At 59.1% G+C, this 16,672-nt stretch carries 11 protein-coding genes and 1 tRNA gene; 5 read left to right on the forward strand and 7 right to left on the reverse strand.

Annotation, left to right across the window (positions count from 1 at the left end):
* Positions 1 to 163: 163 nt before the first annotated feature.
* Positions 164 to 2,077 carry a phosphodiesterase DibA gene (gene dibA / locus FFI16_RS25730; protein WP_138817352.1) on the reverse strand — a complete coding sequence of 638 codons (1,914 nt, stop codon included), beginning with the start codon at positions 2,075 to 2,077 and terminating at the stop codon, positions 164 to 166.
* A 166-nt stretch (positions 2,078 to 2,243) separates the two neighbouring features.
* Here dibA and desA point away from each other — a divergent pair, with 166 nt between their 5' ends.
* Positions 2,244 to 3,428 carry a delta-9 fatty acid desaturase DesA gene (gene desA / locus FFI16_RS25735; RefSeq protein WP_017136693.1) on the forward strand — a complete coding sequence of 395 codons (1,185 nt, stop codon included), beginning with the start codon at positions 2,244 to 2,246 and terminating at the stop codon, positions 3,426 to 3,428.
* 189 nt (positions 3,429 to 3,617) lie between these two features.
* Positions 3,618 to 4,619, forward strand: coding sequence for a sensor domain-containing diguanylate cyclase (locus tag FFI16_RS25740; protein WP_068933434.1), 1,002 nt, complete (start codon positions 3,618 to 3,620; stop codon positions 4,617 to 4,619).
* Between the two features lie 121 nt (positions 4,620 to 4,740).
* On the opposite strand, the gene FFI16_RS25745 is transcribed toward FFI16_RS25740, so the two are convergent.
* The 3 genes from FFI16_RS25745 to gabD all read right to left on the reverse strand — a co-directional run bounded on the left by FFI16_RS25745 (position 4,741) and on the right by gabD (position 8,985).
* Complete coding sequence (locus FFI16_RS25745) at positions 4,741 to 5,943, reverse strand: HDOD domain-containing protein (RefSeq protein WP_138817353.1); 1,203 nt, start codon at positions 5,941 to 5,943, stop codon at positions 4,741 to 4,743.
* Between the two features lie 139 nt (positions 5,944 to 6,082).
* Positions 6,083 to 7,360, reverse strand: coding sequence for a 4-aminobutyrate--2-oxoglutarate transaminase (gabT, locus tag FFI16_RS25750; RefSeq protein ID WP_012721619.1), 1,278 nt, complete (start codon positions 7,358 to 7,360; stop codon positions 6,083 to 6,085).
* Positions 7,361 to 7,542: 182 nt separating this feature from the next.
* Positions 7,543 to 8,985, reverse strand: a complete 1,443-nt coding sequence (gene gabD, locus FFI16_RS25755) for an NADP-dependent succinate-semialdehyde dehydrogenase (RefSeq protein ID WP_056858131.1) — start codon at positions 8,983 to 8,985, stop codon at positions 7,543 to 7,545.
* A 371-nt stretch (positions 8,986 to 9,356) separates the two neighbouring features.
* On the opposite strand from gabD, the gene FFI16_RS25760 reads away from it, so the two are divergent.
* Positions 9,357 to 9,433, forward strand: a tRNA-Arg gene (locus FFI16_RS25760).
* A 469-nt stretch (positions 9,434 to 9,902) separates the two neighbouring features.
* On the opposite strand, the gene FFI16_RS25765 is transcribed toward FFI16_RS25760, so the two are convergent.
* Genes FFI16_RS25765 through FFI16_RS25775 form a run of 3 tightly spaced genes read right to left on the reverse strand, consistent with a single transcriptional unit; the run spans position 9,903 to position 12,744 of the window.
* Positions 9,903 to 10,490 (reverse strand): hypothetical protein, encoded by a 588-nt coding sequence (locus FFI16_RS25765; RefSeq protein ID WP_138817354.1) that lies wholly within the window; start codon positions 10,488 to 10,490, stop codon positions 9,903 to 9,905.
* The gene (locus FFI16_RS25770) at positions 10,487 to 11,059 is read right to left on the reverse strand and encodes an RNA polymerase sigma factor (RefSeq protein ID WP_017136679.1); all 573 of its coding nucleotides are present in this window, start codon (positions 11,057 to 11,059) and stop codon (positions 10,487 to 10,489) included. The genes FFI16_RS25765 and FFI16_RS25770 overlap by 4 nt, the downstream gene beginning before the upstream one ends.
* A 59-nt stretch (positions 11,060 to 11,118) precedes the next feature.
* Positions 11,119 to 12,744: a VWA domain-containing protein gene (locus tag FFI16_RS25775; RefSeq protein WP_138817355.1), complete on the reverse strand. Its 1,626-nt coding sequence runs from the start codon at positions 12,742 to 12,744 to the stop codon at positions 11,119 to 11,121.
* A gap of 838 nt (positions 12,745 to 13,582) precedes the next feature.
* Between FFI16_RS25775 and FFI16_RS25780 the strand changes: the two genes are divergently transcribed.
* Complete coding sequence (locus FFI16_RS25780) at positions 13,583 to 15,205, forward strand: M10 family metallopeptidase C-terminal domain-containing protein (RefSeq protein WP_256666287.1); 1,623 nt, start codon at positions 13,583 to 13,585, stop codon at positions 15,203 to 15,205.
* Between the two features lie 97 nt (positions 15,206 to 15,302).
* The gene (locus FFI16_RS25785; protein ID WP_256666288.1) at positions 15,303 to 16,664 is read left to right on the forward strand and encodes a M10 family metallopeptidase C-terminal domain-containing protein; all 1,362 of its coding nucleotides are present in this window, start codon (positions 15,303 to 15,305) and stop codon (positions 16,662 to 16,664) included.
* The last annotated feature ends 8 nt before the right edge of the window (positions 16,665 to 16,672 follow it).

Below are 16,672 nucleotides of genomic sequence, written 5' to 3' on the forward strand. Positions count from 1 at the left end.
ACGTGGGGTTGCGTGGGTATTTACGAGTTCAGCGCAGAAAATAAGGCATGCCGAGATCCAAATGTGGGAGCGGGCTTGCTCGCGAATGCGGTAAATCAGCCACACATGTCTTGACTGACAGTCCGCTTTCGCGAGCAAGCCCGCTCCCACATTTGATCGTATTTCAAGTGCTGATGGGCGGTGCCCTGGCCCAATCCATTTCTTGCGCCGGCACCGGCCGGCCAAACCAGTACCCTTGGCCCAAATCACATTCCTGCGCCAACAAAAACCGCGCCTGCTCCACCTGCTCAATGCCTTCGGCGTGTACCTGCATGCCCATGCTTTTAGCCAGGGCAATTACCACGCGCACAATCGCCGCGTCGTCCTCATCCCACGGCAACCCGGCGACAAACCCCTGGTCGATCTTGAGCTTCTGCACCGGCAGGCGCTTGAGGCGCAGCAGTGATGAATAACCGGTGCCAAAGTCATCGATCGCCAGGCGCAGGCCCAGCTCGCGCAGGCGGTGCAATTGCTCAAGGGCGACTTCGGGGTCTTCCATCACCGCGCTTTCGGTGACTTCCAGCTCCAGAAATGCCGGATCCAGGCCGGTGGTGTGCAGCACCTGGGCGACTTGCTCATACAGCTCACGCCGGGCAAACAAACGGCTGGAGACATTCACCGCGATAAAGCTCAACGGCGCGCCGTCGGCCAGCCATTGGCCCATCTGCCGGCAGGCCTGGTCCATCACCCAGGCGTCGATGTCGGCAATCAGCCCGGTGCGCTCGGCAATCGGGATAAATTCACCCGGCGGCACCAGGCCGCGCTCCGGGTGTTGCCAGCGCACCAGGGCTTCGACGCCAACCAGGCGGCTGTCTTGCAGGTCGTGAACGGGCTGGTAATACACACGCAGCTCTTGCTGATCGAGGGCGCGGCGCAGTTCGCTGGCGATTTCCACGCGGTGCTGGGCGTGGGCCGTCAGCTCTTCGGTATACAGCGCATAACCTTCGCGGCCGGCGCTCTTGGCTTTGAACAGCGCGGAGTCGGCATTGCGCAGCAGTTGTTCGGCGCTTAAAGCATCACTGGGGAACAGGCTGATGCCGATGCTGGCGCTGATAAACAACTGGTTGCCATCAAACACAAACGGCTCTTTCATCGCATCAAGCATGCGCTGCGCCAGCGCGGCGGCCTGCACCACCTGTGGACAACTTTCGGCCAGCACGGCGAACTCATCGCCGCCGAGGCGCGCCAGGGTCATGCCGGGGCCAAACAGGCCTTTCAGCCGCTCGCCGACGGCCTTGAGCAACTGGTCACCGACATTATGGCCGAGGCTGTCGTTGATGATCTTGAAGTGGTCCAGGTCCATCAACAGCAGCGCGCAGCCGCGTTTGTGCACTTGCGCTGAGGCCAGCGCCTGCTCGGCGCGGTCGGTGAACAGCAGGCGGTTGGGCAGGTCGGTGAGCGGGTCGTGGTGGGCCAGGTGCGCCAGTTCGTGCTCGGAGTCCTTGATGGCGCTGATGTCGGAAAAGACCGCGACGTAATGGCTGACCTGGCCCTGGTCATTGTGGATAACCCGGATGGTTTGCCACTGTGGATAAATCTCACCGCTTTTGCGCCGGTTCCAGATTTCACCGCTCCATTCGCCGGTGCGTTCGAGGGTCTGAAACACCTGTTGATAAAAATTCGACGAATGGCGCCCGGACTTGAACAGGCTCGGCCGTTCCCCCATCACGTCCTCACGGCTGTAACCGGTGATCTCCATAAAGGCCCGGTTCACATGCACGATCAGCCCCTGGGCGTCGGTGACCAGCACGCCTTCGCGGGTGCAATCGAACACGGCGGCGGCCTGTTGCAGGCGTTCGCGGTTTTCTTTCAAGGGTTGCTGCAACCGATGGGTGCGGGCAAAACGCGCACAGATCAGGTAAATGACCCACGCGCTCAGGGCCACCCACACATAGCCGCGCACCTGCAGCCAGCGCCCTAACTGCCTCGGGTCATCGAGAAAGTTGATCAATAGCTGGTTGCTGAGCTGGAGCCACACAATGGAAACCAGCAGGTATACCAGCCCCATCCGCAGGGCACCTCGGTACGAAAACAGCATATGGTCAGTAATCCTTACCCAAAAAACAAAATCGCCCTACAAAGGCTGCGGATTATAGAATAAGAAACATCCAGTCACTCCTATCTGAAAGGGCGGCTGGTTTTCTCTGTAGGCTTAGTGATAATGCGTGAGCTGTTTTTTTCTTTATCTGAGGGCCATACAGCCTATGTGGTACAACGGTTTTCTTGACCTGTCAGCCTGGCAACTGGTGGCAGTCACGCTGTTGATGACCCACGTGACCATTGTTGGGGTCACGGTCTATCTGCACCGTTATTCAGCCCATCGCTCCCTGGAGCTCAATGCCGGCCTGAAACACTTCTTCCGCTTCTGGCTGTGGCTGACCACAGCGCAGAACACCCGCGAGTGGACCGCCATCCACCGCAAGCACCACGCCAAGTGCGAAACCGTCGACGACCCGCACAGCCCGGTGATCAAGGGTTTGTCCACCGTACTGCGCAAAGGCGCCGAGCTGTACCGCGCCGAGGCCGAGAACCCCGAGACCCTGCGCATCTACGGCAAAAACTGCCCGGATGACTGGATCGAGCGCAAAATCTATACGCCTTACCCGCTGCTGGGCGTGGCGATCATGGGCGTCATCGACCTGCTGCTGTTCGGTACCATCGGCATCACCATCTGGGCGATCCAGATGATGTGGATCCCGTTCTGGGCCGCCGGTGTGATCAACGGCCTGGGCCATGCGGTCGGTTATCGCAACTTCGAGTGCCGTGACGCCGCCACTAACCTGGTGCCGTGGGGCATCATCGTTGGCGGTGAAGAGCTGCACAACAACCACCACACCTACCCGAACTCGGCCAAGCTGTCGGTGAAAAAGTGGGAATTCGACCTGGGTTGGGCATGGATCAAAGTGTTCAGTTTCCTGCGCCTGGCCAAGGTGCAGCGCGTCGCGCCGATTGCCCACCGCGTCGAGGGCAAAGGCCACCTGGACATGGACACTGCCATGGCGATCCTCAACAACCGCTTCCAGATCATGGCCCAGTACCGCAAGTTGGTGATCGGCCCACTGGTCAAGCAGGAACTGGAAAAGGTCGATCATTCGGTACGCCACCAGTTCCACCGTGCCAAGCGCCTGCTGTCGCGTGAAACCAGCCTGCTGGATGACCGCCATCACGTGCGCATCCAGAGCATGCTCGAACACAGCCACGCGCTGACCGTGATCTACGAGAAGCGCCTGGCACTGCAGCAGATCTGGCTCAAGACCAGCACCAATGGCCACGACATGCTGGCGGCAATCAAGGAATGGGTGCATGAGGCTGAGGCCAGTGGCATTCAATCGCTGCGTGATTTTGCCCACCAGTTGAAGACCTACTCACTGCGCCCTGCAGCGGTCTGACAGGCTGGCTTGCTGTAGTGAGCGGGCATGGCCGCTCACTACAAACTGGTTTCTGACGCCATTTCTTAGTCAGCCCGTTCACGGAACTTCACCGCAATTCCCCTCTCTCAAGGAACACTTCGCCATCATGGCGGCCCCTTGTAGTGACCGCTGCTCCATCCTGCGGCGTGCCCAGAGAGAGTTGTGCCGATGGTTCCCGAAAAGCCCTATTCAACCGATGCGCCCGTCGCTGAGCACCCGCGCCCGGCTGCGGCGGCTACCCTGCTGGCGCTGATGCATGCCCAGGGTGAAGTCGAACGGCTGAGTGAACGCGAACAACTGCTCAGTTCACTGCTGGTCAGCGTGAATGCCGTGCTGTGGGCCATCGATTGGGAAACCCGTCGCGTGTTGTACGTAAGCCCGGCCTACGAGCGGGTGTTTGGCCGATCCGCCGGCCTACTGCTCGCCGACCACCGCGAATGGCGCAACAGCATTCACCCCGAAGACCTCGACTACGCCGAACACAGCCTGGCCCGCGTGATGGAAGACGGCGCCGTGGAGGACCGCGAGTACCGCATCATCACCGCCGATGGTCAGATTCGCTGGCTGAGCGACAAGTGCTATATCAACCAGCAGGTCGAACCCGGCAAGCCGGTAATTGTGGTGGGCATGGCCGAAGACATCACCGAAAAAAAGCACATGGAGTTGGAGCTGCACCGACTCGCCACCACTGATGTGCTGACCCAAAGCAGCAACCGCAGGCACTTTTTCGAATGCGCCAACCAGGCGTTCGACAGCGCCTGCGCCCAAGGCGCCCCACTGGCGTTCCTGCTGCTGGACATCGATGACTTCAAAGACGTCAACGACAGCTACGGCCACCTGGAAGGCGATCAGGTGTTGCGGCGTATCGCCGAAAGCGGTCGCGGCGTACTGCGCCGTGGTGACCTGTTCGGGCGCATTGGCGGCGAAGAGTTCGCCGCCGTGCTGCCTGGCTGTGCCCCGCAGATGGCGTTACAGGTGGCCGAGCGGCTGGGTAAGGAAATCCAGGCCCTGAGTTTCAGCTTTGAAGGCCGGGACTTTACCGTGACCGTCAGCCAAGGCCTGGCCAACCTGCGCGAAGACGACTCAACCCTGGACAGCCTGTTCGCACGGGCCGATGCCGCCATGTACGAGGCCAAGCGCCAAGGCAAAAACCGCGTGATAGAGGGCTAGAACTCGGTCAAAATGTGGGAGCGGGCTTGCTCGCGAATGCGGTGTGCCAGCCACCGAAAATATTGACTGATCCACCGCATTCGCGAGCAAGCCCGCTCCCACATTGGCCCCTCGTGGCCAGCTAGGTTTTGCGCACCCGCATCAACTCTGACAAGCCCACCTTGAGCAACCGCGCGGTCTTGCCCTTGGCCAATGCTTCCAACCCTTCATGCTCGGTCAATCGCGCCATCTGCGCCGCCAGGTTCACCACCAGCGCATCGCGCGAATACACCCCGCCTTCGAGTGAATAGGTCGCCGCAATCAACTGCCGCAGCTCCAGCGGCAAGCGCCAGCGCGTGCGCAACGCCGAACCGTAGGCGGCACCAAAGGTGAACAGGGATTCGCCAATCACTTCATCATCCAGCGCCCCACCACCCTGGCGCCAGTCTTCCAGGCAGCGTAACAGGGCCAAGTCGCCCAGCCGATGCAGAATGCCCGCGCAGTAGCAACGTTCGTGGTCCAGCTCCAGCATGCGCGCCAGGCGGCGGGCATAGTCGGCGGTGTCCTGGGACAACTGCCAATGGCGCTCGGCGTATGCCACCAGCGCCGGGTCACCCAGCACTACGTTGTGCTTGAGCGCCAGGCCCAGGATCAGGTTCATGCTCTGCCCGGCCGCGAGCTTTTGCAGCGCAGCGGATAAGGTCTGCACCGGCGTGCCGTGATAGCCAGCGCTGTTGGCGGCCGCGATCAGTACAGCGGTGATTTGCGGGTCGGTTTTGACCTGATCTTCCAGTTGCTTGAGGTCCAGACCTTCCGGGGCGAGGCTGTGCTGCACCGCGGCTTTCACATCGACGCGCAGCGGCGCGCCATCGCAGACGTCGCGGCGGCGCTCCAGAAAGGCCGGCAAGGTCATGCCCGGCGCCAGCGGCGGTATCTCGCAATACACACTTTCGCCTTCATTGAGCAGCAGGTCTTGCAGGCGCTGGGTCAGGCCTTCCATGTTCAGGGGTTTGGTCAGGTACGCGGTGGGCGCCAGGGGCAAGGCTTCGCGCACGCTGGCGCTGTCATTGCGATTGCTCAGCAGAATGAACGGCAGCGAACGGTGCTTCTGGCGCACGCTGCGCAGCAGGCTCAGGCCATCGACGCCCGGCAGCTCCCAATCCGCCAGGATCAGATCGTAGGTTTTGTCTCGCAACAGCGTGGCCGCTTCCTGGCCATCGGCACACACATCCAGCCGCGCGTCGCAGCGCACATTCAACAACACTTGCTTGAGCAGGTCCCGCGACCAAGGGTCCGCCTCGGCAATCAACACGCGGGGTACAGCGGGTAAATCAACAGCAGTCATCCAGCACGCTCCATCGGCAATGCTTGCACCTTAGACAATCACGCTACCTACGTACAATGAACATGGCCTGAATGTGCTGCATCGGGCACAAAAAAACCCGCCGAGGCGGGTTTTTTCTGTCGATCAAGTCAGCATCCGCTTACAGCTCGGAGAAGCACTCTTCGATGATCGCCAAACCTTTGTCCAACTGCTCGTCCGGCGAGGTCAGCGGCACCAGTACGCGCAACACGTTGCCGTAGGTGCCGCAAGACAGCAGGATCAGGCCCTTGTCACGTGCCTTGGCCACCACGGAAGCCACGGCAGCCGCGTTCGGCTTGTGGCTGTCGCCATCTTCGAACAGCTCCACCGCGATCATCGCACCCAGGGCACGCACTTCACCGATCACCGGGTACTTGGCTTGAATGGCTTTGAGGCCCGTCACCAAGCGCTCGCCAACCGCCTTGCAGCGGTCCAGCAGGTGCTCTTCTTCGAACACCTCCATCACCGCCAGCGCAGCGGCGCAAGCAATCGGGCTACCGGCGTAAGTGCCGCCCAGGCCGCCTGGGGCAATGGCGTCCATGTATTCAGCCTTACCGCACACACCGGCCAGCGGGAAACCGCCAGCGATGGATTTGGCGAAGGTGGTCAGGTCGGCAGCCACGCCCATCTGTTCCATGGCGAAGAACGTACCGGTACGGCCGGCACCGGTTTGCACTTCGTCGGCGATCAGCAGAATTCCGTGCTTGTCGCACAGTTCGCGCAGACGCTTCATGAAGGATTTAGGCGCGACGTAGAAACCGCCTTCGCCCTGCACCGGCTCGATGATGATGGCAGCGATATCACGCGGCTCGGCATCGTTCTTGAAGATGCGCTCGATGCTGGCGATGGCATCGTCATCGCTCACGCCGTGCAGTTCGTTCGGGAACAGTGCGCGGAACACGCCGCCTGGCATCAGGCCCATGCCGGCCGAATAAGGCACGACTTTACCGGTCAGGCCCAACGTCATCATGGTGCGGCCGTGGTACGCGCCGGTGAAGGCAATCACGCCAGCACGGCCAGTGGCGGCGCGGGCGATTTTCACGGCGTTTTCGACTGCTTCGGAACCGGTGGTGACCAGCAGGGTTTTCTTGGCGAAATCACCTGGCACCTTGGCGTTGATTTTTTCACACAGCTCTACGTACGGCTCGTAGGCCAGCACCTGGAAGCAGGTGTGAGTCAGCTTGTTCAGTTGCTCGGTCACGGCCGCGATGATTTTCGGGTGCACGTGGCCGGTGTTCAGCACGGCGATACCGCCGGCGAAGTCGATGAACTCGCGACCTTCAACGTCGGTCACGGTGGCGTTCTTCGCGGATTCGGCGAAGATCGGGTGAATCTGGCCAACACCGCGCGGTACAGCGGCTTCGCGGCGTTTCATCAGGGATGCGTTGGTCTTGCTCATAAAGTCCTCATTCGCCACTCATCGGGTGGCGTGGTCCAAGGAATACGTGGCGGGGAGGCAACTACGGCAGCATGCGATGATCGACTGCCACAGCTTTCCCGGCCACTACGAATAACGTCTTGAAACACGCAAAGGGTCAGCGCTCTCGTGCCCTCTGCGTTTACTGCAATCTCATGCTGAGCTTAGATGCCCAGGCAGAGGTATTTGATTTCCAGGTAATCCTCGATCCCGTACTTGGAGCCTTCCCGGCCCAGGCCCGAAGCCTTGATGCCGCCGAACGGCGCCACTTCGTTGGAGATCAACCCGGTGTTGACGCCAACCATGCCGTATTCCAGGGCTTCAGCCACACGGAACACACGGCCCAGGTCGCGCGCATAGAAGTAGGAGGCCAGGCCGAACTCGGTGTCGTTGGACATCGCGATCACTTCGGCTTCGTCTTTGAAGCGGAACAGCGGCGCCAGTGGGCCGAAGGTTTCTTCCTTGGCCACAGCTGCGTCTTTGGGCACATTGACCAGAATGGTCGGCTCAAAGAAGTTGCCTTCCATCACCTTGCCGCCGGCCAACAGCTTGGCGCCTTTGCTCAGGGCATCAGCGATGTGCTCCTGCACCTTGGCCACGGCTTTTTCGTCGATCAGCGGGCCAGTGGTGGTGCCTTCTTCCAGACCGTTGCCGATCTTGAGTTTGGCCACGGCCACTTTGAGTTTTTCGGCGAACGCGTCGTACACCGAATCCTGGATGTACAGGCGGTTGGCACACACGCAAGTCTGGCCGTTGTTGCGGTACTTGGAGATGATCGCGCCTTCGACGGCCTTATCCAGGTCGGCGTCATCGAACACGATAAACGGCGCGTTGCCGCCCAGCTCCAGGGAGACTTTCTTGATGTCCTTGGCGCATTCGGCCATCAGCTGGCGACCGATTTCGGTGGAGCCGGTGAAGGACAATTTACGCACGATCGGGTTGCTGGTCAGCTCGCTGCCGATATCACCGGCACTGCCGGAAACCACGCTGAACACGCCTTTCGGAATGCCTGCACGCTGGGCCAGTTCAGCCAGGGCGAACGCAGAGTACGGGGTTTGCGAAGCCGGCTTGAGCACCATGGTGCAACCGGCGGCCAGCGCTGGGCCAGCTTTACGGGTGATCATCGCAGCCGGGAAGTTCCACGGCGTGATGGCCGCGGTAACGCCGATTGGTTGCTTGATCACGATCAGACGCTTGTCCGGCTGGTGGCCAGGAATCACATCACCGTAGACGCGCTTGGCCTCTTCGGCGAACCACTCGATAAAGGAGGCGGCATAGACAATTTCGCCTTTGGCTTCGGCCAGCGGCTTGCCCTGCTCAAGGGTCATCAGGCGCGCCAGGTCGTCCTGGTTCTCGATGATCAGCTCGAACCAGCGACGCAGCTTGTTGGCGCGGTCCTTGGCGGTGAGTGCACGCCAGGCCGGCAGGGCCTTGTCGGCGGCTTCGATGGCACGGCGGGTTTCAGCCGCGCCCATCTTCGGCACGGTGCCAAGAATTTCGCCCGTGGCCGGGTTGTTGACCTTGATGGTTTGACCGTTGTCCGCATCGACCCAAGCGCCATCAATAAAGGCTTGTTGGCGGAACAACTGGGTATCTTTGAGCTGCATGTCGGCTTTCCTTAACAGCACCGCGCGCACGCGGAGCGAATTAGAGTTGTTGAAAGGCGCCTTGTGGGCTGCCGTCAGGGAAATCAGCCCCAGCACGCGACATAAGTGAAATAGCGCACGGGAGACAGAGCGTTTGAAATCTCAAACGAATCCTAGGATCAATGGGGGTACAGGGCAATAGTCTGTTCGAAAAAAAGAACGAAAACGGCGCATTTGCCGAATGTTTCTGATCAGCGTGTTTCGGCCGGGTTCCAACGTATTGATCACTGGTAGCCGGTATAGAGCCTCTTGGCAGCAAATTCCTACCCATAAACGGCCAAAGACCAGCATGGACGCCCAAGGTCGACATGGGTATGATGTCGCCCGCACAAGCATCCGTAGCTCAGCTGGATAGAGTACTGCCCTCCGAAGGCAGGGGTCGTGGGTTCGAATCCCGCCGGGTGCACCAGATACAGATGAAAAAGCCCCAGGTCGAAAGAGCTGGGGCTTTTTTGTGGGCGAATTTTTGTATGTCCTGGGCTTCAAGTCTCCGCACTATCCGAATAGTTGACTTGGGGTGTAAATAAGTCTGTGCCCATTTCTCCCACAGCGCCTTTCCAGGCAAACGATGATCAAAAATGTGGGAGCCGGGCTTGCCCGCGATAGCGCTCGTTCGGGCAATGATGTATTGACTGACCCACCACCATCGCAGGCAAGCCAGCTCCCACACTTTTTTGCGCCTGACTTGAGTTCTGCGCCCGCCGCAGATCCAATGTAGGAGCGGGCTTGTTCGCGAAAGCGGTGTATCAGTCACACATGTATTGGCTGACACTCCGTTTTCGCGAGCAAGCCCGCTCCCACATTTGGCCAAGTTGTTTTCAAGACTCGATTAAAAAGCCCACCACCGAGTAGGCGGTGGCGGGATTTTTTGAAGGCATTTATCGCTTCTGCAACGCCTCCAACCGCGCCGGCAAGTCTTCCTCGGGAAAGCGCTCATGCAGCGCCAACAGCTTTTCATCCGCCGCTTTGGCTTGCCCCGCCAGGCGCAGGTTCACAATTTCCTGCAACCCCTCCTCCAATGAAGGCAACGCCAGCGGTGCGCGCTTGCTGAGTGTTGCCACCGGCGCATCCGCCATCGCGCCGGCAGCTTCAGCTTGAACCAGCGCACGCTCAACTTTCGGCGCTGCTGCCATCCGTGCCATGGGCGCAGGCGCAGGCGCGGTATACATCTGCGGAGCAGGCGCCGCGGAAAACGTCGCAGTGGAGATTTCTGGTTGCGGCACGGGCACGCGCATCACCACGCCGATCATCAGTGCTACACCGGCGACGGTGGCGAATGCCATTTGCCAGCGCGGTTGGCGGCAGGCTTGCAGCCAGCGTTGCCACAGGCTGGGTTGCGGCTTGGGGGCTTCGCGGCGGGCGGTGGCGAGGATGAAGGCGTCGAGGGACGCAGGCGGTTCGCCGGTGCTGTGTTGACGCAAATGCTGGATCAGCTCGTCGTCAGGTGTGTGTGGGGAGTGGGTCATACGAGTATCTCCTCGGCCAGCAGGCGGCGCAGTTTCTGCTGGGCGTAACGCAGGCGGCTTTTGACGGTTTCCAGCGGGGCGCCGGTGAGGGCGGCGATTTGCGGCACTTCGAGGTCGCCGTGCAGGCGTAGCAGGAAGACTTCGCGCTGGTCTTCGGGCAAGTCTTGCAATGCGGCGTCGAGGCGCGCCTGGTCGCGGCTCAGGCTCAGTTGCTGCTCCGGGCCGGCGCTGTCGTCGGCCTGGGCGTGCAGTTGTTCGTCGTAGCTGTCGTGCAGCGGGTTGTGGATACCGTGCTTGCGCCAGTGGTCGATCAGGCGGTTGCGGGCAATCTGGAACAGCCACGTACGAAAACTCGCCCGGCCCTGTGGCTGGGTGGTGCTGCGGATCAGGCTGAGCCAGGTTTCCTGGTACACCTCTTCGGCCAGTTCGGCCTTGTTGCTCAGTGATACCAGGAACCGGTAAAGGCCTTGGCGGTGCCGCGCGTATAACACCTCGAACGCGGCAGCGTCGCCGGTTCGGTAGCGGGCCAGCAGCGATTCGTCGCTGGGTGAGTCATCGGGGACGGCCATGTAGGTTGCGAACTCCTTTCGATGGATCGATGCACATTTGATTGTTGCCATGTTCGGGATCAGTGTTTGAGGCTCTGCGCCACCTCCACCAGTTGCACGAACTCGTTGCGCAACCCGAACGGGTCATCGCCGCGTGCCGAGCGGGCCAGTGCGGCGGTGTCCTTCAAACTCATGCTGCCAGTGTAGCGGCCATCACCCTTGAGCTGTTGGGCGAAGGCGGCCACCGCTGCAGCGAAGCGCAGGTCGGCGCTGGCCGGGGTGGTTTCGTTGCGGATGGGCCGTTCAACCAATTGGCTGGCACCGCCCGCCGCTGGTTTGTAGCGTACGCGCAGCATGGCCAGCTCAGCGGAGGTGTTTTCAGCCGCAGGCGCGGCGGCGTAACGCAACGGCTCCAACCAACCCTTTTCACCCTTGGGCACAATTTCGTACAGCGCGGTCACAGCGTGCCCGGCGCCAATTTCACCGGCGTCGACCTTGTCGTTGTTAAAGTCCTCGCGTTTCAAGGCGCGGTTTTCATAACCCAGCAGCCGATACTCGCTGACTTGGGCGGGGTTGAATTCCACCTGCAACTTCATATCGCGCGCCACCACCGCCAAGGTCGAGCTGAGCTGATCCACCAGCACCTTGCGGGCTTCGCGCAGGTTGTCGATGTAGGCGTAGTTGCCGTCGCCGGCGTCGGCCAGTTGCTCCATCAGGTGCTCGTTGTAGTTATCCACACCGAAACCCAGGGTGGTCAGGGACACGCCGCTTTTGCGCTGGTCGACGGCCATCTGCTTGAGGCTGTCGAAATCGCTGACGCCCACATTGAAGTCACCGTCGGTGGCCAGCAGGATGCGGTTGATGCCCTTCTCTATAAAGCCGGCACGGGCCATCTGGTAAGCCAGCTCGATGCCGGAGGCGCCTGCCGTTGAGCCGCCGGCGGTGAGTTGGTCGATGGCGTTGCGGATCTTGGCTTTGTCGCGCCCGCTGGTGGGTTCAAGCACCACACGCGACTCACCGGCGTAGACCACCAGCGACACATGGTCTTGATCACGCAGCTGGTCCACCAGCAATTTCAGCGTGCTTTTCACCAGCGGCAACCCTTCACGGCGGTCCATGGAACCCGACACATCCACCAGAAACACCAGGTTGGCCGGCGCCAGGTCAGCCACCGCGCGGTCGGTCGCCTTGATGCCGATGCGCAGCAGTCGCGTGCGCGGGTTCCACGGTGTGGCGGCGACTTCGGTGGTCACGCCGAAGGGCGAGCCATCGGTGGGCAGCGCGTAGTCATAGGGGAAATAATTGAGCATTTCCTCAAGTCGAACGGCGCCGTCAGGTGGCAGCCGCCCTTGGTTGAGGAAACGTCTCACGTTGGCGTAGCTGCCGGTGTCGACGTCGGCGCTGAAGGTCGAGACCGGGGTTTGTGCAACGCTGTAGACCGGGTTGTCGGGCAGATCCTGATAGCGCTCTTGAGGCTCGGCCCGGTACGCCAAAGCCACGGCCTCATGCATGGGCATTGGCGCGGCCATCAATACAGGCGTAGCTGCTCGCTTGGCCAAGGCGCCCTCAGGGCGGGGAGCAGATAGGGGCCCGACCGGCTTGGTTGCCTCGGGAGAAGATGACAACCCACAACCTGCAAGCGTCATCAGCACGGTGACGGCGACACTACAGGCGATGGGACGCGTAATTAAAGGTACATGTGACATGGTGCCGAACCTCAACAGTAAATAATCCGTTCACAGGTTCAGACGCGAACCACAGTGGGTTCGGGTTAATGCCAAGATTCAATTGCACTGCACGCTCGTCCGACTGCGCAGTGAACGCCAAATGTCAGCTCATGGCGCAGAAGGTCGTAAGCGATTCAACGCTGTCGAGTCCAAGAAAATTTGCCGCCCTGTGGGGAAACTTTCAAATAAAGCCACTTTAGTAAAATTTCTTACTTAACCATCAATAATAGCTCCACCAACAATGTCGATTCTGTAAGTAGTTCTGTATGTCGAAAAAACACATAATAAACAAGATTGAAAAGAGCGCTTTCAAAATGACAAATATCAGCATGAAAAACAGTACAACACCTGTAAAAATCAAAAACTCAATAAACATGACCCGCATTGCAATTCATGTAAACCCCACCCCAGAAACAACCAACAAACATCCAGTTCATTGCCAATAGACTTATAGAATGCGAAGGTATTTTCAGCACACGGACATGCGCTTCCCATACGTAAAAGGAACTCATACCACACTAAAATCTGGATTATTCTTATGAGAGTCGACTTCAGGTCGTTAGCACTTCCATACCAAAACTTCGGGGAGGATTTTTTACAACCGTTACTTTGGCCTTTGAACCAAGTCTACCGGCACTCGATTTTTCGTCCATTTATACGGCCACTCGTTCAGCACCCGTTTGTGCGCCAGCTTATTCAACCGACTACGTACACCCCGTCGACCCCAAACCCCGGAACCCTTCCCAATACCTCCGACACACCAACTAAGCGCAACTGGGATGGCAAAGACCCTACTCTACGACCTGACGACCCGTATGTGGCCAACCTCAACAAGCGCTCATTCGATGCACGCCAGGCCGTCGATAACCTCACTCGCTGGGACACTCGTTGGCGTGACATTAATGGGGATGGCAAGGTCTCTGTGGGCTACTCGTTCAACTCCGGTTTCAGGCAGTTCAATGAGCACCAGAAAGAAATAGCACGTCGTGCCCTGCAGTCGTGGAGCGACGCGGCCAACCTTTCCTTCGTGGAAAATGGGCCTCGCACAGAAGGGAGGATGTCGTTTCACCTATCCTCCGCAGTGCCCGGCGGCCATGGCAACTCACCAGGTAACCACGACGATGCCGGCGTCACGACTTATAACCCCAATAATGTGACGGACGACTTGGTTGTTCACGAAACAGGCCACGCACTGGGGCTGGCACATAGCGGCAATTACAATGGCGGCCTGAGCGCAAACCAATGGAGCCATGCACAAGACTCGAAGGCCCATAGCGTCATGAGTTATTTCAGTGCAGAGAAAAGCGGCAAAAGCCATGGCCGTTCCGATCCACATTCACCCATGATGGATGATATTTCCGCCATCCAGGCGCTCTATGGCGTCAATCGCCAAATCCGTCAGGGCGACACCACTTATGGATTTAATTCCAACAGCCAGCGTGACCACTACACGCTCAATTCCAGCCGGCAAAATGCGGTGTTCTGCATATGGGATGGGGGCGGCAATGATACGCTCGATGTCTCCGGCTACGCTTCCAATCAGACGATCAATCTCAAGGCCGGCTCGTACTCCGATGTCGGCGGGCTCAGGGGCAACGTTTCCATCGCTCGCGGTGTCGTCATGGAAAATGCCATCGGTGGCTCAGGCGACGACGCGCTGATCGGCAACGATGCCGATAACCGGTTCACCGGCGGCGCGGGTGCTGATCGGCTGCGCGGCGGCAGCGGCGCGGATACGTTTGACTACAACAGTGCCACTGACTCCACGCCCGAAAACCCCGATACGATTATGGATTTCGTCAGCGGCACCGACAAAATCAATGTGTCCGTGGCCATGAAGAACGCCAATGTCAGCGCCCTGGCCTTCGTCAACGAGATGACAGGCAAGGCCGGTGAAACCGTGCTCACCTACGATGAACACAGCGGCAAGGGCAGCGTGGCGATTGACCTGACGGGCGACGGTAAAGCCGGCCTGTTAATCCGCACCTATGGGCAAGTCAAAGCAAAAGATATTGTCGCCTCCGCAAACACTCCTGCCCCTCAACAACAGCCTGACGCCCCAATTACTCGATCCGCAATCACACCAACCCAACAAGCCCATCGCTCAGTTACACACACTTACGAAAAGCTCAATGACTCGTCCTATCACAATGCCGACTTGATCGAGGACTTTGTCAGTGGCAAAGACAAGATCAATCTCACCGACCTGGTAAAGAATACCGGCACACCGCTGCGGCTTGTCGCCAACTATACAGGCCGCATTGGCGATACCGTGATTAAGTTCAACTCACACAGTGGTCGATACTTTGTGGGCGTGGACTTGACGGGTAATCGCCAGACCGACTTTCTGATCAAAAGTACCCAACTAATAAAACCCGAGGACATTATGGGTTTAACTGGAAATATTGAAAGCCACGCCGGGTCATCTTCACGCAGGTAGTAACCCCAACGCTTTACCCTATCCCCCTGGAGCAATCCCGTTACCCATGAACGTTAACGTTCCCGCCTCCGCTCGCCTATTAAAAGGATTCAAGTAGATGCACTCTGTTATTAACAAACCTTATACGCCGCTTGCATTATTTGAATCGGCCCGGCAACCACCTGGCGCCGTAAACGACACACCATTGCTGTCCTACACCACCGACCAAGCCGCCAGGCAGCTGCTGCGCACCAGTCGAGAAATGGGATTGAAATGGCAAGACCGCAACCGCGACGGCGTCATTGATATTGCCTATGAGTTCTTTAAGCCGGGTGAGCCGCACAGGGTCAGTCATGTTCCCAAGGGAGCCCGTGAGTTAAATGAACAACAAAAAAAACGTGCGCTGATGTCGATGCAAGCCTGGGCCGATGTCGCCCGTATAAAGTTTTCGCATAAAAGCGCCAGTACCGAGGGTCGGCTGACCCTGGGTATTTACGAGGGCGACGAAGAATCCTATGCGACCCTGCCCTATCCCAAAAGCTTCAAAAAAGGCGGCGAGGCATGGCTGGACTCAGGGCATGCACAACCCAAGACGGACCGTCACGACCGACATGTCATGACCCACGAAATTGGGCATACGCTGGGCCTTGACCATACCGGCAACTATACCGAGCAACCCGCCAAGCGCGAATACCTGGAGGACACTCAAGCCTACAGCGTGATGAGTTACAACCCCGAAATCAGAAGTGGTCAGAACTTCTCGAAAAACGCACAGTGGACCCACTATTCGGCGGCGCCCCTGATGCATGACATTGCTGCCATACAGGCCGCCTACGGCGCCAACTACCAGACCCGGCGCGGCGATACCATTTACGGTTTCAACTCCAACACCGAGCGCGATCATTTCAGCCTGACGTCCTCGCGGGACGCTCCGGTTTTTTGCATATGGGATGGCGGCGGCAACGATACGTTGGACTGCTCCGGTTTCAATCAGAAACAAACCATCAACTTGAACGCCGAAGCCTTCTCTGACGTGGGCGGAATGAAAGGCAATGTTTCCATCGCCAAGGGCGTGACCGTGGAAAATGCCATTGGCGGCAGCCATGACGATACGTTGATCGGCAACCACGCTAACAACCGCCTCAAGGGTGGGGGCGGCGCAGACCGTTTGCGCGGCGGCGGCGGCGCCGACAGTTTCGTCTATAACCAGGCCAGCGACTCCACGCCTGCAAACCCCGACGTAATCATGGATTTCACCAGCGGCACCGACAAGGTTGACCTGCGCGGGCTGGAGCGAAGGTCCGACACGCAATTCAAGCCCGTCCAGGAATTCAGCGGACGTATTGGCGACGCCATCGTGGGTTTCAACCCGCAAACCCAGCGCCACTTCATCGCCATCGACTTGACCGGTAACCGTACAGCAGACTTTCTGGTGACCAGTACACAAATCATCAAACCACAAGATGTGCTTGTGAACTGACTGCAACG

The organism is Pseudomonas sp. KBS0710, assembly GCF_005938045.2.
GTDB lineage: Bacteria > Pseudomonadota > Gammaproteobacteria > Pseudomonadales > Pseudomonadaceae > Aquipseudomonas.